Here is a 21,882-nt window from a genome sequence, read left to right as displayed (position 1 = left end):
CTAGTACTCCAAACTGTCGATATCCTGAGGATGCTGGTTTATCACCACATCCTTGACACTGGCATCGTGCATATGAATCACGCGATCAGCAATGGGCACCAAAGCTCCATTATGAGTCACGATGATCACCGTCGCTCCCTTTTGACGAGACATGTCTTGGAGAATTTTCAAAACCTGCTTACCCGTCTGATAGTCCAAGGCTCCAGTCGGTTCATCACAAAGGAGGATTTTAGGATTTTTGGCTACCGCGCGTGCAATGGAGACTCGCTGTTGCTCCCCTCCAGAAAGCTGGGCTGGAAAGTTATTGAGACGATGAGCCAGACCTACATCTGTCAAGACCTGCTCAGGATTCAAGGCATCTGTCACAATTTCTGAGGCCAACTCCACATTTTCCTTAGCTGTCAGATTGGAAACTAGATTATAAAACTGAAAAACAAAACCAACATCATTGCGGCGGTAATTGGTCCTCTGGTGGGAACTATAGTCTGCAATATTGGCACCATCAATCCAAATCTCCCCTTCATCATTGGTATCCATGCCTCCAAGAAGGTTAAGAACCGTTGACTTGCCTGCACCAGATGCACCTAGAATAATAACCAATTCACCCTTTTCAATCTCAAAATTCACATCACGATTGGCCACAATCTCCGTATCCCCAACCTGATAACGCTTGTAACAGTGTTTCATCTCAATATAAGCCATCAGACCCACCCTCTCTCAAACAAATTACTTCCTACTACCATTATAACGCTTTTTCAACTAGTTGGAAACTGCTTACATTCTCAAATCCTTCAAAAAAGGCAGTTTCAAATTACTGCCTTCTATCACCTTCTTAAAAATAAAATTGAACAAGATCGCCTTCTGCTGTTGCTACCGAAATACAATCTTTCCCCATGCATTTCGCTTTTATTTTTTCTTGATTCACTTCAATCACACTCTTCTCAATATCTGGATAAGAGACTCGCAAATCTCCCGCGCTTCTTGATAAAATGGTCAACTGTAAGAGTTTTTTATCCGCCCACCTCATGCTCACTTCAAAGTGTCCACGTGCCATTAAGCCTGAAACGGAACCTCTTGACCATGCATCGGGTAGGGCGGCTAGAGGTACCAGATAAGCTGTATGAGACTGGAGTAACATTTCTGCCATGCCACTAGTAGCACCAAAATTACCATCTATCTGAAAAGGAGGGTGGCTACACCAAAGATTTGGCAAGGTGGATGACTTTAACTGCTCTGCTAATAATTTATGGGCTCGATTGCCATCTCCCAAACGCGCCCAGAGATTGATCTTATTAGCCTTGGACCAACCTGTGCCCCCATCTCCACGATCATTGAGACTAGCACGCGCGGCTTCAAGATACTCCTGCCCCTTATAGCTAAAGAGATTGCCAGGATAAAGTCCCACTAGATGGGAAGTGTGCCGATGCTGGGCCTCCACTTTTTCATTTTGAAAATGTTGCTCTTCCTCCTCATACCACTCCCTGATTCGACCAGATTGAGTGATTTGAAGAGGATTAAGCAAGTCAAACTTCTCCTTGACCTCAGTCAACAAAGCCTCATCCAGCCCCAATTCTTGAGCAGCCTGAATAAAATCATGGAATAATTGCCAAATCAGAGATTGGTCATAGGTATTGCCAATCGAAATCGGCCCATGTTCTGGGGAGTAAGATGGAGAAGATACCCATCGCTTCGCCTCCTTATCCTCATGTAAAAAAGCATTCCAAAAACGAACCGTTTCCCTCAACATGGGATAAATTTTCTCCCTGAGATAGTCTTGATCCCTATAAAATGAATAGGATTCATAAACGGTTTGCATCATCCACGCATTGGCAGCTGGTGACCAACCCCAATAGTAATCCCAACCAGGTGCCGTCCAACCAAAGGGAGTCGCTTGAGTATGAACCAACCAACCATTCTCCTCCCCTTCGTGAGAGACGATTCCTGCATACCTTGCAGCTGCTAGACGACCATAAACACGCAAATCATCTACATAGTTGATGACCGGAAAGGCCGTCTCTAGGAGATTGGTAACATAGGCTAGCCAATAATTCATCTGCAGATTGACATTTAAGTGATAGTCCGAATTCCAAGGAGGATTGTCGACCGCATTCCAGACCCCTTGCAAGTTAGCTGGTAGAGCATCTGGACAATCTCTGGAAGAACTAATCAATAAATACCGTCCATACTGGAAGAACAGCTCCTCCAAAGCCTGTCCCTCTTGTGGTTTATAATTTTTTAGCAAATCATCTGTAGTGGATGTGTCAACATCAGACCCCAAATCCAATTGAACACGTTGGAATAAGGCTTGGTGGTCCTCAATATGCCTTGATTTCAATCGGGCATAACCCTTTTCTTTAGCTGTCTCCACCAAGTCCTTTACTTGCTGCTCTAAATCTATTTTCTTGCGATAATTGCTAGCAGGATTTTGGGCAAAATTCGTCTTAGCTGCCAAGAAAAGATTGGCATAACTGGCTCCTGATATCTGAACCTTATCCGACCAGACTCTAATGTCTCCATCTGTTTCCCAAGCTAGATAACTAGCAAACTGCAGGTCATTGTCCTTAACTCGCCCCTTCATCAAGATATAAGAATCAGTAATATCCAGCTTAAACTCCTTGTAATCAGATTTTTCCTGCTCATACTTTCCATCAGAAGCCAAATCACGGGTCAAGGATAGTTCTATAGTAAAATCTAGAGTTTCCAACCCTTCCTTAGTAAAGCGCTGAACCAAGAGATCATCTGGAAAACTCGCAAAGGCTTTACGTTCAAATCGCGTTCCCTTATAGGCATAGGAAGTCGTCGCAAGTGCCTTACTGATATTCAGCTGTCTCTGATAATCCGTCACCTGAGACAAAGTCTTGCCTTGATTACTAAACACAATATGAATATCCCCAAATGACAGATAGGTCCCATATTGACTCGTTTGGGGCCCAACTAGGTGCTGTTCTGCCAGTTCTTTTGCCCGATTGTAATCTCTCTTTTCCAAAGCCTGCCGAATTTCAGCTAAAAAACTATACTGGTCCTGAAGATTTCCACCCTGATAATCTGAACTATCAGGAAGTGGACCACCAGACCAAAGACTTTTTTCATTGAATTGAATCCGTTCAGCCCCTATAAGCCCAAATACTTTAGCACCTAAAGAACCATTGCCAATCGGTAAAGACTCTTCTTCCCACCCCTTGTAAGTGGTTGAAGCTGGTTGCTTGTAGGTCAGCACATAATCTTGTTTTTTATTCCTTATCATACTACCATACTAACATAAAAAGCCTAGAAATCAATTCTAGACTTACAATTTTTTATTTTCCAAGGTAGTATTCAGAAACTACGTTCAATTTTTCGTCGAATTCGAATACCAATGGTGGGAAGTTAGGGATTTCCACGTCCATGATTTCGTCATCTGACAAACCTTTGATGTGTTTTACAAGGGCACGGATTGAGTTACCGTGAGCTCCTACGAATACGTTTTTACCATCTTTAAGAGCTGGAGCGATTTTATCTTCCCAGAATGGAAGGGCACGTTCCAAAGTCACTTTCAAGTTTTCAGCATCTGGGATTACTGAATCGTCAAGTGAAGCATAACGACGGTCAGTGTGAGCTGAGTGCTCATCATCACGATCCATGTTTGGAGGCAATACATCGTATGAACGACGCCAGATGTGAACTTGCTCATCACCAAATTGTTCAGCTGCTTCAGCTTTGTTTTTACCAGTCAAACCACCGTAGTGACGTTCGTTCAAGCGCCATGATTTTTCAACTGGAACCCACAATTGGTCAGAAGCTTCAAGAGCCAAGTTTGTTGTTTTGATAGCACGTTTCAATACTGAAGTGTAAGCTTGGTCAAATTCGATACCAGCTTCTTTGATCAATTTACCAGCGTCAATCGCTTGTTGTGTACCTTTTTCAGACAAATCAACATCAGCCCAACCAGTGAAAAGGTTAGCTTTGTTCCATTCAGACTCACCGTGGCGAGCAAAAACCAATTTTACCATTAGATGGATTCTCCTTTAAATTTTCCGAGGTTTCCCCTCGTTTATCTATTCTATTTTACACAATTTTTCACAAAAAAGCTAGTCAAAACCAAAAAGGAAAGGACTGTTTGATAATCACATTGTTTTTGGTTGTTTCTATTCTATCTTCATTATTTAAGCTCTAAAAAACACCCCAATTTCTAACATTTGGGGTGTAATTTTACCAATCATTCTCAATTACTACAAAAAAATTTCTATCTTACTGTAGTTGAGATGTCAAAGTTTTCAACTGTTTTTGCAAATTGTCTCTAAAGTCTTTCAATTGTTGAGACAATTTTGATTTATCATCTTCCTTGATCTCAGTTGACCCTAGCAAATCATACAATTTTTTCTGCGCATCGAATAATTTTTGAGTTGACTCTTTTAGTTTGGTAAACGACTCATTATTTTCCATAGCTGTGCCTTTGAAACTTTCCTCAGCTTTAGTAAAATAATCATCAAAAATCTTTTTATAAAGATCTATATAATCTGCATAAGTACGCATTGATTCAATCGCATCATCTGTTACAACTGGAGTATCGAAAGTGATTGTTTCTTTTGAGGTATTAGATGTTGCTACTGTCTTCTCATCATTACTTGTTGAAGTAGTCTTTGAATTTTGTGCTCCACATGCAGCGAGAAGAGAAACAGATAATAGAACTACTCCTAGACCGATAAACTTTTTTGTTCTTTTCATGCTAAAATACCTTTTATTCTTCTGATTTGAATTTCTTCAATGTTGCAAGGAATAGAGATCCTCCAATAATAGCAAGAATCCCCCCAACCCATCCTAAGAATGGAATGAGACTAACTCCACCAGAAACAATCATTAGTACAGAAGGAGCTGCACCTACACGATTATCTCCTTTATAGTAAACAATAGCAATGATACCAAGAACAAGATTTGCAATCTTCAAGGCATTCAAGAGTAAGGCAACACCTGAAACAGCCCCTGCAGTAGCTCCTCCATTAAGAGTTGTGGCAGCTGTATTTACCGCTGTTCCCAACAAGACAAAAGGACCAATAAGAAGTAAAATTCCTCCCACAAGACCGACGATACCACTAATTAAAGCAAGTGTTTTTGATTTCATAATAAAATCTCCTTTTTATTTTTTTCAAATAAAATTGTATCATATTTGCTAAAAAAAAAAAGTATTTTCTGATATTATAAAATAAAAATTTGTATAATATGAAATAAAATATAATACTTTTCAGAAATCAAAAGCAATTACACAAATTTATTATTGTAAAAATGTGACAAAATTTACCAATCTTATCCATAATATCAAATTCGTATTTTATCTTACTGCTGTTAGCTTGCTAAGTTTCTCTTTGATTCTTGTTGAGTATAAAAAGTCACACCTCACAAATTTTCAAAATAAATAAAAACGCATCGTATCAGGTGTTCAAAAAGGTGATACAATGCGTTTAATAGTCTATAAGATTAGTTGTCTTTTCTTCTCAAATTGAGTTTTCCCTAGACTCTTTAACTTATTTCTCTTCAAATCCTTCTGAGACTGCGTCCGCAAAGTTTTCTTCTACGATGCTTGCACAGTGGTCACAGATGACTGCCTGGTAGCTACGTTCTGCTGTTGTTGGGTCGATACGACGGCAACGGTCACATACTTCACCTGCAGCGCGTTCAACAGTGAAGGCTACATCTTCGAAGCTAACGGCAGCTTCTGGAGCTGGTCCTTCTGCGATAGTCAATTCAGACACGATTAAAAGTTGAGCTACATTGCTGTTTACTGCTTCGAGCAGAGTTTTCACCACTTCATTTGGATAAACTGTCAAGTGAGCTTCAAGTGATTTACCGATAACTTTTGCATTACGAGCTTCTTCCAAAGCTTTTTGAGCTTGTCCACGGAAGTCCATGAAGGCGGCCCATGTATCCAAGATTTCTTCTTGATTAGCAAAAGTTTCTGCTTCTGGCAATTCTGACAATTGAACGAAGTCTTCAGCTTCAAACTCAAGATATGACCAGATTTCCTCTGCTGTGTGAGGAAGGATTGGTGTCAAGAGTTTGGTGATTTTCACAAGAATGTCATAGAAAACAGTCTGCATTTGACGGCGTTCCAATGATTTGGCACCTTCGATGTAAACAACATCTTTAGCAAAATCAAGGTAGAAGGCTGACAAGTCAACGTTGATAAAGTTCACCAAGGCCTTGTATATTGTCAAGAATTCAAAGTTTGCGTAAGCATCACGAATGGTCTTGACAAGCTGGTTAAAGCGAATAGTCATGTACTTATCAACTGAACGAAGCTCATCGTAAGCTACTGTATCTTGAGCTGGGTTAAAGTCAGATGTATTGGCAATCAAGAAACGAAGGGTATTACGAATCTTACGGTAAGTTTCAGAAACTTGGCTCAAGATATCCATAGAAATACGCACGTCATTGCTTGAGTCAACACTTGTTACCCAGAGACGCAAGATTTCAGCACCAAATTGTTTTTCAACATCACTTGGAGCAATGGTATTTCCAAGAGATTTAGACATCTTCTCACCTTTACCGTCAAGGGCAAAACCTTGTGACAAGATTTGCTTGTAAGGTGCTACGCCATGGTTGGCAACAGATGTGATGAGTGATGAGTTGAACCAACCACGGTATTGGTCAGAACCTTCTAGGTAAAGGTCTGCTGGGTAAGTCAACTCAGGACGGTTTACCACAACTCCATTCCATGATGAACCTGAGTCAAACCAAACGTCCATGATATCAGTTTCTTTTTTGAACTCGCCATTTGGTGAACCTGGATGAGTAAATCCTTCTGGTAAGAGGTCTTTGGCATCACGTTCCCACCAAATGCTTGAACCATGTTCCTCAAATAGTTGAGCCACATGTTCAATCGTTTCAGCAGTCATGATCGCTGTACCATCTTCAGCGTAGAAAATTGGAAGCGGAACACCCCAAGCACGTTGACGAGAGATAACCCAGTCGCCACGGTCACGGATCATATTGTAAAGACGAACTTTACCCCATTCTGAGTGGAATTTCACCTTTTCAATTTCGTCCAAGATTTCTTGGCGGAATTTAGAAACTGAGGCAAACCATTGTGGTACTGCACGCCAGATGATTGGTTTCTTAGTACGCCAGTCAAATGGGTATGAGTGAGAGATTTCTTCTTGGGCAAGAAGGAGGTTACCAAGTTTTTCAATAACAGTTGGAACTACCTTTTCATAGAATTGACCTTCAAACTCAGGACCAGCATTCTTCATCATGATACCACGTTCGTCAACAGTCACTGCGACTTCAAGACCATTAGCAATACCAACATTGTAGTCGTCCTCACCAAAACCAGGGGCGGTATGGACAATACCTGTACCAGAATCTGTTGTAACGTGGTCACCAAGGATAACGAGCTCATCTACATCTGTATCCCATGGATGTTCTGTTACGATGTGGTTCAATTCTTGACCACGGTAAGTTGCCAAAACTTGAACATCAGACCAACCAAACTTCTCAGACAAGCTAGTCAACAATTCTGCAGCAACCACAAACTTACGAGCTTCACCAGCAGGTTGAACCAAAACGTAATCAATATCTGCACCAACAGTCAAACCACGAGAAGCTGTGATGGTAAATGGAGTAGTTGTCCAGACAACGATATAAGTATCTGTATCTAGAACACCTTTGCCATCTTTTACCTTATTGGCATAATAAAGGGAAGTCGAAACCAAATCATGGTATTCAATTTCTGCTTCAGCAAGGGCTGACTCAGATGACCAAGACCAGTAAACTGGCTTGGCACCACGGTAGATATAACCTTTATTAGCCATCTCACCAAATACACGGATTTGGGCTGCTTCATAGTCAGGAGTCAAAGTCACATATGGATTTTCCCAATCGCCAGAAACACCCAAACGTTTGAAGTCTTCGCGTTGTTTATCTACTTGAGAAAGAGCGTATTCACGGCAAAGTTTCAAGTACTCAACCAAGTCCATTTCTTTACGTTTGACACCTTGTTTTGCCAAAACTTGCTCGATTGGCAGACCATGAGTGTCCCAACCCGGGATAAATGGTGCGTAAAAACCTGACATAGATTTTGAACGAACAATAATATCTTTTGAAATCTTGTTCATAGCATGTCCAACGTGGATATTTCCGTTAGCGTATGGAGGGCCATCATGCAAGGTGAAATGAGGTTTTCCTTGGTTCAATTCTTGACGACGTTGGTAAAGTTTTGCATCTTCCCATTCCTTTTGCCAAACTGGCTCTTTGGTCGGAAGACCTGCACGCATTGGGAAAGCTGTTTTCCCAAGGTTAAGGGTATCTTTGAGTTTCATGGTATCTCCTTTATAAATAATAACAAATTAAAAACCACGACTGCCAAAAAGGACGAAAATCGTGGTACCACCTTTATTCGGAAAAAGATTTAGTCTTTCTCCCTCTTATCCCGTAACGTGGGGAACGTCAAATCTTACTCCATTCAGACTTGAGTTTTTGAGAGGATAATCTTATCGTTAGGGATTACAGGACTCACACCATCTCCTGCTCGCTGGAAATATAAGGATAAGATATTGTTCTCAGAATATTTCTTATAAAATTGTAACAGATTCTTGCGGTGCTTCAAATCCTGGTGCTGAATCAAACGTTTCTGTAGCTGGTGTTGGACCTGTCGGATGCACTGGAGCTACTTCTGGTTCTTCATACATTGGACCAACTGGATGAGCTGGTTCTTCTTCAATTTGAGGACTCACTACAGGAGTTGGGTTTTCCACTTCCTGTTTAGCTTGAGCTTCAAATTCAGCCAATTCTTTATTGGCTGCCTCAATACGAGCCTGTAACTCTGTCATTTCTTCTTGAGAAAATTGACGTGTCATATCAATTGGTTCTTCCTCAATTGGAGCTGGAATCGGTTCTCCAAGTACTTCGCTAACAACTTCTTTAAAGGCTTCATCACTTGTCTGAAGATAAGTAGCTGTTGGACGAAGAATATCTTCCCAATCTGAAGACTCAACAATAGCCAACTGACTCTCAATTGTAGATTTGAGACGTTGGTGGAAGACACGACTCTTGTTCTTCAATTCTTCGGTTTCAACAGCAACTTTCTTAGCATTGTCAGCAGCCTGACGAAGAATTTCATTTGCCTTGTATTTTGCTTCTTCCAATAATCGATGTGCATCCTGTTCAGCTTGATGAATAATATTATTTGAACGATCGTGTGCTGTTTGTTTCACCCTCTCAGCTGTATCTTGGGCAATCAATACAGACTGGCTCAACGAATCTTTCATCTCATCAAAGTAAGACAAACGCTCTTCCAAATTTTTAATATGTAAATCCTTATCATGATTAGAACGAACCAAATCTTCATAATCACGAACCACAATATCTAAAAATTCATCTACTTCTTCTGGATCAAAACCTCTAAAACGTGTGCTAAAGGTTTTATCTTTGATTTCTAACGATGTAATTGGCATATTTTTCCTCACTTACTTAATAATAACTGGACGGTTATTTTTTTCTTCTCTTTTTTTGTTTGTCCCTTATCTTGAAGCAACCTCAAGCGCCCAAATTTTCTCACACTAATCAAGTCTCCAACTTGAACAGTATAATCTGATTTGTCTACCACATGATAATTTACTTGGACAAGTTTCTTTTCAATCAACTGGTTTGCTTGATTCCTAGATAGTTTTAAAACATTTGATAAAAGAACATCTAATCTAAAACTAGACACACATAAATCCAGCTCTCGATACTGTTCTAGCTTATCTATTTTCTCGGTGAAAGGACGTTCCTCCAGCGAAACAGGTATACGGCCAATTTTCTTTAATCCATCTTGAAAGAGAAGAAGAAACTGCTGATTAATCATAATCTGCGCCCGTTCTTCATCCACTAGGATATCTCCAAAAAGTTTCCGTTCAATCCCTAATTGATTGATGACTGTCCCTAAAATCTTAGCATGCGTTAAGTGTTCAAATTTATTGGAATACACTATTTCCTGGAGAGATATTTCAAAATCTGAAAACTCTGGCTGGAAATAATCTGGGTATAATAAAACTCGAACATACTCACTCGAGACGAATTCCCCACTACTGCTACAAGCAAGACCATAAGTTTTGGTCAAAATCTTTAATAGTTTCTCCTGATGAGGATTGATAAAAGGAGTTAAAAAAGGAGCATAGCTATCTTCTACCTTCTTTATCCATTCCATTCCCTTATCAAGAAATGGACGATCTTCTATGGAGAAATGCTGGTAAATCCCTTTATTCATCCTATCATCGCCAGAAAACGGACTAGGTTTTCTCCTAAAAATCGAATCAAAACAATCGCAACCCAAACAGATAAATCAAGACCTGCTATCTGTAAAGGCAGGCGTTGCAAAGGAGCAAGCACTGGTTTTACCAATGCTACAATCCAACGACCCAAACTTGATTCATAGGCACCTGGAAACCAAGACATGACAGCAAAGGCTACCAAAATCAGGGAGTAAATATCCACTGCATTATAAATCAGACGAATTAAAAAAATCATCATCGTACTCTATTTCGTCTCATATCAAAATCAAACTCACCCTGTTGTTCTTCATCTGGTAAACGAATATCTTCAACATTTACAATAACATTCACTGGTGTCAACAGGTACATGGTAGAAGCTACCTTTTTCAAATTTCCAGCTAGAACATGGCAAGCACCATCCAGATAATCTAAACAACGACGAGCTTGCACTTCAGTCATATATTGAAAATCAATCAAAATACTTTCGTTTCCTGCTAATAAATCAACAATTTCTATCGCATCTTCATATTTTCTAGGATAACGAACATCAATTGTTACTTTTTCAGTAGAATGCTGATTTTGCTTTGCTAACTCTTGTTGACGTGCATGCAGTCTAGTAATATTATTTTCTTTTGTACTACTTGTGCTTGGTGTTTGATTCGTTGAGAGAGCCTTTTCCTGTGTAGAATTTACTGGAGTTAAAATGGGCTCATCTCGTTTTTCATTAGGGAGACTTAAATCCTCATCCTCCGTAAAATAATCTATAAATCTATCGAATCTATCTTTTAAAGACATGGTTCTCTCCTACTTAAAAAATGCTGTACCTATGCGAACAAAGGTGGAACCGAATTGAATCGCTTCTTTATAATCACGACTCATTCCCATACTTAACTCGGTCATAGGCATCTTTGGAATTTGTTTTTCTTGGATTTCTCTTTGTAAATCTTGAGTCGCCTTGAAAATCTCTTTCAACTGTTCACTGCTAGCCTCAAAAGGTGCCATCGTCATTAATCCAACATATTCAATCTTATCTAGTTTGGCTAACTCCGGCAAGACTTCCAATAATTCTTCTCTCGAAAAGCCGTGTTTACTTTCTTCTTTAGAAATATTTACTTGAAGGAAACACTTGATGACTCGGTCACTTCTTTTTTGGATTTCCTCTGCTAGCTTTACTGAATCCAATGCATGGAAATAATCAACGTATTGAATGACATCTTTCACCTTACGTCTTTGTAAGGTACCAATCAAATGCCAAGTCACATCTCGATCTTTTAAAGCTTGATATTTCTCTAGAAACTTATCTACACGATTTTCACCGATATGATAAACCCCTAGCGGAAGCAAGGCTTCCGCTGTCGGTACATCTACATACTTGGTAACTGCAATGACAGAGACTGAGCCACTCTCGCGATGAGCACTCAGACTTGCTTCTGCGACTTCCCGAAAAACACGTTCTGTATTTTCTTTTACATTCATTTACTTAACGATTTTTGAAAAATGGAGGTGTATCCAACTCATCTTCATCTTGCGAATTTGGAATTTCAAAACGTTCTACCGGTGACACTACTGAATCAGTCGGACGAACAATTGTCTCGCGACGTAAATCCCAATCACCAAAAGCAGAGCCTTGAGCTTGTTCCGAGCGACGTTGATTTTGTTTTGGCAATTCAGCTGTTTCTGCCATATCAAAATGACGATCAAAGCCATGTGAATGAGCTGGTTTTACTGTCTCACGGTAGTTAGTAGTCGGTCTAGCTTGTGGAGCAACAACCTTCTCTACGCGGTCTTGACGAACACCCGTTGCGACAACTGTTACACGAATTTCATCACGCATACTTTCATCAATTGAAGTACCGAGCCAGATATTCACTCCTTGACCTGCTGCCTGGTTCACAATTTGTGAAGCCTCTTCTGCCTCAATCAAGGTTAAGTCAAGACCACCAGTTACGTTGACAATCACATCTTCTGCTCCATCAATTGTTGTTTCAAGAAGTGGTGAATAGATTGCCTTACGTGCTGCTTCTACCACACGTTCTTCTCCACTACCGATACCAATACCCATAAGAGCATTCCCTTTATTTGCCATAACTGTTTTCACATCGGCAAAGTCAAGGTTAATCAATCCTGGATTGGTAATCAAATCGGTAATTCCTTGAACACCTTGACGAAGAACGTTATCTGCCTCGCTAAGAGCTTCAAGAAGTGGAGTTTTCTTATCAACAATTTCAAGCAAGTTGTTGTTTGAGATAATCAATAGAGTATCTACATGCTCACGCAGTTGATTGATTCCTTCTACAGCAAATTGTCCACGTTTGCTTCCTTCAAAACCAAACGGACGTGTTACAACACCAACTGTAAGAGCACCTAAATCTTTGGCGATACGAGCAATTACAGGAGCAGCTCCAGTTCCAGAACCTCCTCCCATACCAGCAGTAATGAAGACCATATCTGCGCCACTGATAGCTTCCGTCAGTGTTTCTTCGCTTTCTTCGGCAGCTTTACGACCAACCTCAGGTTGACCTCCTGCACCCAAACCACGAGTCAATTTAGGTCCCAACTGAATAACAGTCTCAGCTTTTGTACTACTCAATGCTTGTACATCTGTGTTTGCTGCGATAAATTCTACGCCTGTAACACCTTCGTCGACCATACGGTTGATGGCATTGCCACCGCCTCCACCGACACCAATTACCTTAATCACTGCACCTTGAGCAGCAGCTGTATCAAATGAAAATGTCATAATTTATTTTTCCTCTTTATTCGTCAAACATGCTTCCGATCAAGCCACGGAAACGATCTGCTAATTTCGGTTTATTTTGTGAAGCTTGTTGGAAATCCGCCATTGGTTCTGTAGGCGCCACCGGCTCTACTTCTGGAGCAGGGGCTGGTTGAACAGGCGTTGATTGTACAAACTGAGCTGTTTTCTGAATCATTCCCCCAAAACTAAGCGGTTGTTGGAATAATCCTTCATCACCCTTGACTGCTCGTTGAGCCAAGAGATGTACTTCTGTCAATTGTCCCGCGAATTCTGATAGACTAATCACATGCGCAAAGGCTGGATTACGAATTCCAACTTGGTTTGGAACATAGAGTTTCACACGAACACCAAAAACTTCTTGAGCAAGCTCCACAATACCCGGTAAAATAGCCGTTCCACCAATCAAAACAATGCCACCAGGAAGATCCAATAAATGTCTTCTGTCTAAGTCTTGTTTGATTTGTTCAAAAATATGCTTAATTCGTGCAGAAATAATCTCTGACAAGTAATTTTCTGTTACTTCAACAGGTTCTACTTCCCCGATCACTTCGACTTGGAATGTTTCTTTACTTGCGAGAGGAGGATAAGCCTCTCCATAGTTTAATTTCAAACCTTCGGCTAGTTTCTGTGATGTCTTCAAGACTTTAGAGATATCCTTAGTTACATAATCTCCGCCTTCTTGGAGAATATTGGTAAACTGAAGTTCTTGGTTACGGATTGTAGCGACAGTCGTTTGACCTGCCCCCATATCAATCACTGTAGCACCAAATTCACGTTCACCTTCATTCAAAATAGATTGAACCATTGCTAGTGGTGAAATAATAATATTTTCAACCTGAACACCTGCACGTTCAACTGTCTTACGTAGGTTATGTAAAATAGTGCGAGGACCTGTATAAAGTAAGCCACGCATTTCAAGGCGAACACCCATCATACCACGTGGGTCACGAATCCCTTGAAAACCATCCACAATAAATTCCTCAGGAATGAATGTGATAACTTCACGATCAGGTGTCATACTCTTCGTCAAAGCTGATTTGACAACATTTTCGACATCTTGATCCATAATTTCCTTGGTATCAGATGTTACTGGAATCATTCCTTGAGTTGGTTCTACCTGTAAGAGATTAGCTGGTAAACCAACATTCACTGATTTAATTGAGATGCCTGCTTTTTCTTCTGCTTGAGAAATTGCTGATTTGATAGCAGTTGCTGCTGCATCAATATCAACGATAATCCCATCCTTTACACCTTTACTTTTGGCATTACTCACGCCAATTACATTTAATTCACCATTTCTCTGCTCAGCTACAAGCACCTTGACAGAGCTTGTTCCAATATCTAGACCTGTAAAAAAGCCTTCTCTAGCCATTACATCGCATCCTCTCTATCTTCCAAGTTTCTAACTTCGTAATATTCAATAGCTAAACGTAGGCATAGCTATTCACAGAATATTATAACACAAAAAATCTCATCGTGCTCAGTTTTTTCCTAAATTTACCAGCCAATTTTTTAGTTTTTCTGTTCAGAAATTCATTCACTGTAAACTTTGTCAACAATCTGTCTATTGTACAAAAAAGAAAGCTCATTTCTAAGCTTTCTTTGCAATCATTTTTTCTGCTTCTTGTTCTAAAAATAGTTCCAAAATTTTCTTTGTCAACGTAATCGCCGCTGACAAGGCCAGAGAAACGATTAAATAATTAGCTACTAAGCCGTGGTCTCCAACCAATGGAGGTTTTGTCAAAAATCCATAATCACCACCTGTTACCAAATTGACCACAAAAATCAAGGCATTTAATGCAAAGGTCATGAGAAAAATTCCCTTCACATCCAGCAATCGCGCATTATACTGTCTCAATAGATAAACTAGAGAGTTCCCCAAGAGTGCTAAATGCCCAAAGATAAAGGACAAAATCGCAATATGGGGGAAAGGATAGGCATCTGGCACTGGATAAACAAAGGCCGCTAATGTCCCAAATGTTCCTAGTAATGCAAAATACTGCCTATATTTGGACTGATCAGGAAGCAAAAGTACCACAAACATGGCCATACGGCAATGGTAAAAGGGTAAGCTTTCTGATAGTGGCATATGATTGACCCAGTACCAACCATAGAGAAGGATTAACTGAACAGCTTGCAAGATTTGGAAAAATCGTTGGTATGCCTTCTTTTCACGATAGCGATAGGCTGTATAAAAAATTAAGGCTAAAAGTGTAAATATACTCACATACCAAAAAAGGTCAAATTTGGGTGGTTCTGTTGCTTGGGTCGTAAAGAAAATATCCCATAAATTCATCTAGTCTTCCTCATAATTCAATAATTCAAAATTTTCCTGCATTTTATTATACCATGCTACTTAAGAAAAATGGATTTAGAAATACGTAAATATTTGACAAAATTACTTGTCTTCAGTTTCTAAACTTTCTACCAACTTGGCTAGATTCATAGAGTTAGAGCCTTTGAGCAGGATTTGGTCATTGACTCCAAGGCTTTCTTTGACCTGCTTGACTAGGTCTTCAAATTGGTCCTGGTCTTCTGTTTTCTTGAAGTAGTAAACGTGACCGATTGGGAACATTTGACTAGCCAATTGGGCTAATTCAGCAATGTCTTCTCCATAGAAAATAACGGTATCCAGCACATCTGGCGAAAGACTCAAAATCATCTGGTTATGAAGTTGAACAGACTGGTCACCAAGTTCCTTCATATCCGCCAAAACAGCGATTTTCTTGCCACCTTCATTGGCTGGAATGGCAGAAAAAGTCTCTAAAATCAACTTCATAGCAGTTGGATTGGCATTGTAAACATCTGATAGGATGTCTGCTCCATTGGCTGCTTTCTTCCATTCGGTACGGTTACGCGTCAATTCAAGATTTTGGAAGGCCTGACGAATTTGTTCCTCAGTCACTCCTTCTTGCAAGGCAACATAGGATGCAATCATAGCATTGGTGGCATTGTACTTACCAGTCACTGGCAAATCAAGGGCTTGTTCCAAGAAATTAGCCTTAAAGGTCAAGCTATCCTTACGCTCAACCAAGTCTGTGATTTCCAGCTCTGCTCCTTGTCCAAAACGGACCACCTTTTTATCAGCTGGCAAGTAGGCCTCTACAATAGGGTCAGCTGGTGCCAAAAGCAAAGAACCTGAAGCCATACCGTCTGCAATTTGCATTTTCCCTTTAGCAATTTCAGAACGGTCTTTGAAAAAAGCCAAATGGGCTTCTCCAACCAAGGTCACGATGGCTGTTTTTGGACGAGCCAATTCAGACAAGAGATGAATATCGCCCAAGTGATCCTGCCCCATCTCCAAGACCAACTTTTCTGTTCCTTCAGGCATATGAAGAACTGTGTAGGGAAGGCCAATCTCGTTGTTGTAGTTTCCTTGTGTTTTGTAGGTTTTGTAGATTGTTGATAGCAAGTGCGCCAACATATCCTTGGTCGTCGTCTTACCATTTGAACCTGTAACTGCAAAGACATCAACAGCCGTTTTCTCAAGATAGTAGGCAGCTAGTTGTTGAAAGGCAGTCAAAACATCATCTACTAAAATATAAGGATGATTTACAAGCTCTTTCTCAGACAGGGTTACAGCAGCACCATTTTCAAAGGCTGTTTCGATAAAGTCATGGCCATCACGCGCACCCTTGAGGGGAACAAATAAATCTCCTGTCGCAATCAAACGACTGTCAAACTCAGCTTTCTCTAACTGAGCATCTGCAAAAAGACTAACATTATTTTTGGCTCCTACAACTTGAGCCACTTCATGGATTGTTAATTTCATTTCTACTCCTTTAAAAAGGGTCGAAGCTCGAGAACTCTAGTCACTTTGCAGTGATGGTTCTGGCTTCTACCCTCTCTTTCATTTTTATAGCAAATGCGCTTCGCGCTTGTCAAAACTTTCCTTGGCAAGGTCAACCAAGCGCTCGATTAGGTTTGGGTAGCTGATTCCCATATTGTCCCAAAGAAGTGGATACATAGACCACTGGGTAAAACCTGGCATAGTATTGAGCTCGTTTAGGAAGATCTCTCCCTTGTCTGTATAGAAGAAATCGCAACGAGAGAGACCGAGACCACCAATCGCACGAAAGGCCGTTTCTGCATTTTGACGCATGACAGCTACCACATCATCACTGATTTTAGCTGGGATGTCCATGGTAATCTTGTTATCAATATACTTGGCGTCATAGTCGTAGAAGTCAACATCCTTGACCACTTCTCCTGGCAGCGTGCTTTTGACATCGTAGTTGCCCAAGAGACCAACCTCGATTTCACGGGCGTTCACCCCTTGCTCAACCAAGACACGGCTGTCATATTGGAAGGCAAGTTTCAAAGCTTGACGGAGTTCTTCTTGATTTTCAGACTTAGAAATACCGACACTAGAACCCATGTTTGACGGCTTAGTGAAGACTGGATAAGTCAATTTTTCTTCCACTTCAGCGATTTTAGCAATCACATCATCCCCTTCAACGATAGCCACATAAGGAACTTGGGCAATGCCAGCAGATTCTAAAACACGCTTGGTCGTGATTTTATCCATGGCAAGACTAGATGATAAGATATTACAGCCGACATAAGGCATTTTCAAAACTTCAAGGAATCCTTGAACAGAGCCATCTTCTCCCATCGGACCGTGAAGAACTGGAAAGACCACTGCACCTTCTTCGTAGATAGCACTTGGTGCGACTTTCTTATCCCAATCAATTGTTTCATTGGTCATGAGACGGTCCTCTTGACCTGGAGTCTGGCTAAATTCCTGAGTTTTGATAAAGTCACCTGACTGACTGATAAAGAAAGTCTTGACTGTGAAACGATCGTAGTTGACCGCGCGCATGACACTTTCAGCTGAAAGGACAGAGACTTCGCGTTCCGCACTCCGCCCACCATATAAAAGAATAATCGTTTGTTTCATATTATTTGTCCTAATTCTACTAGAATACTCGCTCTTTAGTATATCATATTTGCTTGGTTTTTTAAAACTTGAACCTGATTCTACTCATCACACTATACAAAAAGAGGCCGATAGGAACGATTTTCAGCCTCCTTGATTTTTTATAAATGGATGAAGTTCGTAAATTTGCCTATACTTACAACTCTGTCCGATTTTCAATCGCTCGTAAGAGAGTCACTTCGTCCGCATACTCGATATCTGCTCCCACAGCAAGACCTCGTGCCAGGCGCGTAACCTTGATCCCAGCTGGCTTGAGCAAGCGTGAAAGATACATGGACGTCGCTTCCCCATCTGCCGTAGCATTTGTGGCCACTATCACTTCTGAAACCTCACTATCCATCAGACGAGTCATAAGACTCTTTAGATTGATATCATCTGGACTGATGCCATTCATGGGGGAAATGAGACCATGCAGGACATGATAGAGCCCATGGTATTCTTGGATATTTTCCATGGCTGCCACATCACGACTATCCTCTAGCACCAAAATAGTTGTCTGGTCACGACTTGGATCAGTACAGATGGAGCAGGGATCGTCATCTGTCAAACGTCCACAAATGGAACAGTAGGTCAATTCTCTCTTAGCAGAAAGGAGATTTTTTGCAAATTCATTGACGTCGTCATCAGACATACCAATGGTATAAAAAGCCAGACGCGTAGCCGTCTTAATCCCGATACCCGGTAACTTAGAATAACTGTCAATTAGCTTGGCAATAGGTGTTGGATAAAGCATATGTTCCTTTCTAGTTCATTGGATGGTATTTTTGATACAGATTGATAATATCACGCGCAATGGAAGGTCCTACACCATTTGTTAGATTGGTATTATGAGGAAAGACCACTGCAACAGCGATTTGAGGATTATCAGATGGGGCATAGGCCACCGCATTGGTATTGGTTGCTTGCTGACCATCTGCCACATAGCTTTCGGCTGTACCCGTTTTTCCGCTAATGGATACCAAGGCACCATTTGAAAAGGCACGTCCAGTTGTCAATCCACTAGTCCCATGAGCAACCTGATAAAAACCTTGGTGCAAGACACTCATATCGGAGTCGGATATATTGACCTTATTCATCTCTGTCGGTTGCAGTTGCTGAATAAGGTCGCCCAGTCCTCCCTTATCATTATTACCATAAATGCCTTCCACAATACGAGGAGCCACACGAACACCATCATTTGCAATAGTTGCCACATACTGAGCCAATTGCATCGGCGTATAGTTATCAAACTGCCCAAAGGCATTGGTAATGAAATTGGCAAAGTTATACTCTTTGGGAATAAATCCAGTAGATTCATCTGGTAGGTCAATCCCGGTCGCAGACCCCAAGCCATATTCGCCAAAGGTTGAACGCAATTTCCCCATAGCAGACTCTAGATTGCTGGTGCCGACAAACATATTTGGTTGATAGGTTTGCCCCATAAGACCTAAGGCTGTTTGGACCATATAAGTATTGGATGAATACTCTAGAGCCTGAACTGCCGTAATCGGCATTGGCCCAGAAAAGGCAGTGTACCAAGAATTAATTGGAGCTGAACCTTGGAAGACAATGGACTGGTCTGTCAAGGTCTGATTTCCTGACAAGACTCCATTTTCCCAACCTGAGCTGATGGTCGCCGCCTTGACAACCGAACCTGGAACAAAGACATTGGTTACCGTTCCCAAGGAATCAGGCGTCAACTCTCCCGTTTTCAAGTCCTGTTTAATCCCTGACATAGACAAAACAGCACCTGTTTTTGGGTTAAGGGCGACTGCATAGACACCTTCAGAATACTTGGCTCCACCATTTCCCAACTCTGAATTGAAATAACTTTTCAGCAAAGCATCCACGCTATCTTGGAAGGCCAAATCAATGGTCAGTTTAATATTATTCCCTTTGGTACCATCTTCGATATTTTCGACACTTTCCATATTACCGTACTTATCTAGATGAATTTCCTTCACCGAGCGTTTACCTTGCAAGGTTTCCTCGTATTGCTTCTCTAGATAAGAGGTACCAACACGGTCATTTAGAGAGTAACCTTTTTTAAGATAAGCATCTGCTTCTTCCGCTGGGAGACCAGCTTTTTCACTGGATACACTACCTACTATAGAAGAAAGGGAAGTCTCTAGAACTTTTCGATCCCATGAAGTTGAAATACTGACACCGGGTAATTGTTTCGAAGCAGAGGCAATCAGAGCAATCTGGGTATCTGTCAGAGCATCTGTCACAATGGTTCCCGTCGCAAAGTTTCCAACAGCATTTAACTGACTAAAAAGATAGATTTCTTTCTTTTTATCCTCTGTATAGTTTAGTTGACTCGTTTGGACACTATCAACCGCATTGTTATACAGTTCTGATTCGGATAGGCGATTGCCATCTGAATCCAAGCGTTTCTCACTTGGGAGAGCCTCCACTGTTTTTTTATAGATTTCAGGATCAGCCAAATAGTAATCAGCCAGCTGGCGTTCTGTCAAATTTGGCGAACTGATGCTCACATATCCCAGTAACTGACTAGCGATTTCTTTTAGATCTTTAGCCGTCATTTTATTACTACGCGTAAAGGAAACAACCTGCTTTAACGTATTTTCTACCAAAGGTTTCCCACTAGCATCATAGATTTCCCCACGGGCAGAACTGGTTGTGACCTTGGTCTGACTAGCTGAGGCTAGCTTTTTTTCGTAAAAATCCTTGTTCAAAACCTGCATATACAACAAACGACCAATAATGGTCATAAAGAGTAAAATGACAATTGAAAACAATAAATTAAGCCGAATCGGAATCGAATGGCTGTTAAATTTTCTCATACAAATCAGTCTCATTTCTAACTTAAAGTCTTACTCTTAATTGTACCATAATTTGAGCAGAAAATTATGGAAAAGTAAGAAGCTTTTTTCGTTTTTACAGTAAGATACGTTTTTATTTATTCATCCTTATATTATATGTTATAATAAATGTAAAAGTTCAATAATCTAGTCTTTTTCCAACACGACTCATTTAAAGGAGCCTTCCCTATGGACAAACCAGATATCGCAACTGTCATTGATTCACATTTTGAAGAAATGACAGACCTAGAGCAAGAAATCGCTCGCTATTTTTTGCAAGCTGAAACGATTACAGATGATTTATCTTCCCAACAGGTCACTCAAAAATTACATATCTCTCAGGCTGCACTAACTCGCTTTGCTAAAAAGTGTGGCTTTACTGGCTACCGAGAATTCATTTTCCAATACCAACATCAGGCAGAAAATCAAGCCAACCAAGTCTCCAAGCACAGTCCACTGACCAAACGAGTCCTCAGAAGCTATAGCAATATGAGGGAACAAACGCAAGACTTGATTGACGAAGTCCAACTAGAACGAATTGCCCAGTTAATCGAAGATGCTGAGCGTGTCTACTTCTTCGGAACAGGGAGTTCTGGCCTTGTTGCTCGTGAAATGAAATTACGCTTCATGCGTCTAGGTGTGGTCTGCGAAGCTTTGACAGACCAAGACGGCTTTGCCTGGACAACCAGTATTATGGACGAAAATTGTCTCGTACTTGGTTTCTCACTTTCTGGCACAACTCCCTCTATTTTAGATAGTCTATTAGATGCCAAGGAGATGGGGGCAAAGACTGTACTCTTTTCAAGTGTTCCCAATAAAGATAGTCAAGCCTATACAGAGACTGTTCTTGTAGCCACCCACAGCCAACCTTCCTATATCCAACGAATATCCGCTCAACTTCCTATGCTCTTCTTTATTGATTTGATTTATGCCTACTTTTTGGAAATCAATCGCGAAAGCAAGGAAAAAATCTTTAATAGCTACTGGGAAAATAAAAAACTCAACGGCTATCGTAGACAAAAACGCGTCAGAAAGAGTCTGGGACAATAGTCTTTTATCTCCAAAAAAAGCAACGGATTTGCCGTTGCTTTTTTGCATGGTTGCGATAGTCTTGGTAAAATAGAATTGCCCAATAAACCATTTAGAAAGGCTATCCCA

19 protein-coding genes are annotated in these 21,882 nt (G+C 40.7%); 1 reads left to right on the top strand and 18 read right to left on the bottom strand.

From position 1 onward, the window contains the following. The 18 genes from QM865_RS04265 to pbp2b all read right to left on the bottom strand — a co-directional run bounded on the left by QM865_RS04265 (position 1) and on the right by pbp2b (position 20,721). A complete protein-coding gene (locus tag QM865_RS04265) occupies positions 1-702 on the bottom strand; it encodes an ABC transporter ATP-binding protein (RefSeq protein ID WP_261074496.1) in 702 nt (233 codons plus the stop codon). Between the two features lie 130 nt (positions 703-832). Then, the gene (locus QM865_RS04260; protein ID WP_414306081.1) at positions 833-3,244 is read right to left on the bottom strand and encodes a glycosyl hydrolase family 95 catalytic domain-containing protein; all 2,412 of its coding nucleotides are present in this window, start codon (positions 3,242-3,244) and stop codon (positions 833-835) included. Between the two features lie 52 nt (positions 3,245-3,296). Further along, positions 3,297-3,989 (bottom strand): phosphoglycerate mutase, encoded by a 693-nt coding sequence (locus QM865_RS04255; protein WP_000240129.1) that lies wholly within the window; start codon positions 3,987-3,989, stop codon positions 3,297-3,299. Between the two features lie 238 nt (positions 3,990-4,227). Continuing rightward, complete coding sequence (locus QM865_RS04250) at positions 4,228-4,704, bottom strand: hypothetical protein (protein WP_414306080.1); 477 nt, start codon at positions 4,702-4,704, stop codon at positions 4,228-4,230. Positions 4,705-4,717: 13 nt separating this feature from the next. Continuing rightward, the gene (locus tag QM865_RS04245; protein WP_000837844.1) at positions 4,718-5,098 is read right to left on the bottom strand and encodes a hypothetical protein; all 381 of its coding nucleotides are present in this window, start codon (positions 5,096-5,098) and stop codon (positions 4,718-4,720) included. A gap of 400 nt (positions 5,099-5,498) precedes the next feature. Further along, entirely contained in the window at positions 5,499-8,291 is a 2,793-nt protein-coding gene (gene ileS / locus QM865_RS04240; protein WP_414306079.1) for an isoleucine--tRNA ligase, read from the bottom strand. 252 nt (positions 8,292-8,543) lie between these two features. Continuing rightward, positions 8,544-9,425, bottom strand: a complete 882-nt coding sequence (locus tag QM865_RS04235) for a DivIVA domain-containing protein (RefSeq protein WP_307877694.1) — start codon at positions 9,423-9,425, stop codon at positions 8,544-8,546. Between the two features lie 8 nt (positions 9,426-9,433). Then, positions 9,434-10,219: an RNA-binding protein gene (locus QM865_RS04230; protein WP_060805386.1), complete on the bottom strand. Its 786-nt coding sequence runs from the start codon at positions 10,217-10,219 to the stop codon at positions 9,434-9,436. Then, positions 10,216-10,479, bottom strand: coding sequence for a YggT family protein (locus tag QM865_RS04225; protein ID WP_101776779.1), 264 nt, complete (start codon positions 10,477-10,479; stop codon positions 10,216-10,218). Before QM865_RS04225 ends, QM865_RS04230 begins: the two co-directional genes overlap by 4 nt. Then, positions 10,479-11,018 (bottom strand): cell division protein SepF, encoded by a 540-nt coding sequence (locus QM865_RS04220; RefSeq protein ID WP_414306078.1) that lies wholly within the window; start codon positions 11,016-11,018, stop codon positions 10,479-10,481. The genes QM865_RS04225 and QM865_RS04220 overlap by 1 nt, the downstream gene beginning before the upstream one ends. Positions 11,019-11,027: 9 nt before the next feature. Next, on the bottom strand, positions 11,028-11,699 hold the full coding sequence (locus QM865_RS04215; protein ID WP_414306077.1) for a YggS family pyridoxal phosphate-dependent enzyme: 672 nt from the start codon (positions 11,697-11,699) through the stop codon (positions 11,028-11,030). A 4-nt stretch (positions 11,700-11,703) separates the two neighbouring features. Further along, positions 11,704-12,963, bottom strand: coding sequence for a cell division protein FtsZ (ftsZ, locus tag QM865_RS04210; protein ID WP_000144273.1), 1,260 nt, complete (start codon positions 12,961-12,963; stop codon positions 11,704-11,706). A gap of 16 nt (positions 12,964-12,979) precedes the next feature. Then, entirely contained in the window at positions 12,980-14,353 is a 1,374-nt protein-coding gene (ftsA, locus tag QM865_RS04205; protein ID WP_000090384.1) for a cell division protein FtsA, read from the bottom strand. A gap of 219 nt (positions 14,354-14,572) precedes the next feature. Beyond that, complete coding sequence (locus QM865_RS04200) at positions 14,573-15,277, bottom strand: TIGR02206 family membrane protein (protein ID WP_414306076.1); 705 nt, start codon at positions 15,275-15,277, stop codon at positions 14,573-14,575. A 102-nt stretch (positions 15,278-15,379) separates the two neighbouring features. Continuing rightward, on the bottom strand, positions 15,380-16,753 hold the full coding sequence (locus QM865_RS04195) for a UDP-N-acetylmuramoyl-tripeptide--D-alanyl-D-alanine ligase (protein ID WP_414306075.1): 1,374 nt from the start codon (positions 16,751-16,753) through the stop codon (positions 15,380-15,382). A gap of 84 nt (positions 16,754-16,837) precedes the next feature. After that, positions 16,838-17,881: a D-alanine--D-alanine ligase gene (locus QM865_RS04190; RefSeq protein WP_061759288.1), complete on the bottom strand. Its 1,044-nt coding sequence runs from the start codon at positions 17,879-17,881 to the stop codon at positions 16,838-16,840. A gap of 175 nt (positions 17,882-18,056) precedes the next feature. Beyond that, positions 18,057-18,653 carry a recombination mediator RecR gene (recR, locus tag QM865_RS04185; RefSeq protein ID WP_000966748.1) on the bottom strand — a complete coding sequence of 199 codons (597 nt, stop codon included), beginning with the start codon at positions 18,651-18,653 and terminating at the stop codon, positions 18,057-18,059. Between the two features lie 10 nt (positions 18,654-18,663). After that, a complete protein-coding gene (pbp2b, locus tag QM865_RS04180; protein ID WP_414306074.1) occupies positions 18,664-20,721 on the bottom strand; it encodes a penicillin-binding protein 2B in 2,058 nt (685 codons plus the stop codon). 192 nt (positions 20,722-20,913) lie between these two features. On the opposite strand from pbp2b, the gene QM865_RS04175 reads away from it, so the two are divergent. Beyond that, a complete protein-coding gene (locus tag QM865_RS04175) occupies positions 20,914-21,774 on the top strand; it encodes a MurR/RpiR family transcriptional regulator (RefSeq protein WP_414306073.1) in 861 nt (286 codons plus the stop codon). Positions 21,775-21,882 lie beyond the last annotated feature (108 nt).

This window comes from Streptococcus mitis, assembly GCF_047462815.1.
Lineage (GTDB): Bacteria > Bacillota > Bacilli > Lactobacillales > Streptococcaceae > Streptococcus > Streptococcus mitis_DO.
Note: the sequence above shows the minus strand (reverse complement) of the source record. Positions and strands in the feature narration are given on the sequence as shown.

Coding starts and splice junctions, on each gene's coding strand:
- QM865_RS04265 (WP_261074496.1), bottom strand. CDS start 702: ATGGCTTATATTGAGATGAAACACTGTTACAAGCGTTATCAGGTTGGG.
- QM865_RS04260 (WP_414306081.1), bottom strand. CDS start 3,244: ATGATAAGGAATAAAAAACAAGATTATGTGCTGACCTACAAGCAACCA.
- QM865_RS04255 (WP_000240129.1), bottom strand. CDS start 3,989: ATGGTAAAATTGGTTTTTGCTCGCCACGGTGAGTCTGAATGGAACAAA.
- QM865_RS04250 (WP_414306080.1), bottom strand. CDS start 4,704: ATGAAAAGAACAAAAAAGTTTATCGGTCTAGGAGTAGTTCTATTATCT.
- QM865_RS04245 (WP_000837844.1), bottom strand. CDS start 5,098: ATGAAATCAAAAACACTTGCTTTAATTAGTGGTATCGTCGGTCTTGTG.
- ileS (WP_414306079.1), bottom strand. CDS start 8,291: ATGAAACTCAAAGATACCCTTAACCTTGGGAAAACAGCTTTCCCAATG.
- QM865_RS04235 (WP_307877694.1), bottom strand. CDS start 9,425: ATGCCAATTACATCGTTAGAAATCAAAGATAAAACCTTTAGCACACGT.
- QM865_RS04230 (WP_060805386.1), bottom strand. CDS start 10,219: ATGAATAAAGGGATTTACCAGCATTTCTCCATAGAAGATCGTCCATTT.
- QM865_RS04225 (WP_101776779.1), bottom strand. CDS start 10,479: ATGATTTTTTTAATTCGTCTGATTTATAATGCAGTGGATATTTACTCC.
- QM865_RS04220 (WP_414306078.1), bottom strand. CDS start 11,018: ATGTCTTTAAAAGATAGATTCGATAGATTTATAGATTATTTTACGGAG.
- QM865_RS04215 (WP_414306077.1), bottom strand. CDS start 11,699: ATGAATGTAAAAGAAAATACAGAACGTGTTTTTCGGGAAGTCGCAGAA.
- ftsZ (WP_000144273.1), bottom strand. CDS start 12,963: ATGACATTTTCATTTGATACAGCTGCTGCTCAAGGTGCAGTGATTAAG.
- ftsA (WP_000090384.1), bottom strand. CDS start 14,353: ATGGCTAGAGAAGGCTTTTTTACAGGTCTAGATATTGGAACAAGCTCT.
- QM865_RS04200 (WP_414306076.1), bottom strand. CDS start 15,277: ATGAATTTATGGGATATTTTCTTTACGACCCAAGCAACAGAACCACCC.
- QM865_RS04195 (WP_414306075.1), bottom strand. CDS start 16,753: ATGAAATTAACAATCCATGAAGTGGCTCAAGTTGTAGGAGCCAAAAAT.
- QM865_RS04190 (WP_061759288.1), bottom strand. CDS start 17,881: ATGAAACAAACGATTATTCTTTTATATGGTGGGCGGAGTGCGGAACGC.
- recR (WP_000966748.1), bottom strand. CDS start 18,653: ATGCTTTATCCAACACCTATTGCCAAGCTAATTGACAGTTATTCTAAG.
- pbp2b (WP_414306074.1), bottom strand. CDS start 20,721: ATGAGACTGATTTGTATGAGAAAATTTAACAGCCATTCGATTCCGATT.
- QM865_RS04175 (WP_414306073.1), top strand. CDS start 20,914: ATGGACAAACCAGATATCGCAACTGTCATTGATTCACATTTTGAAGAA.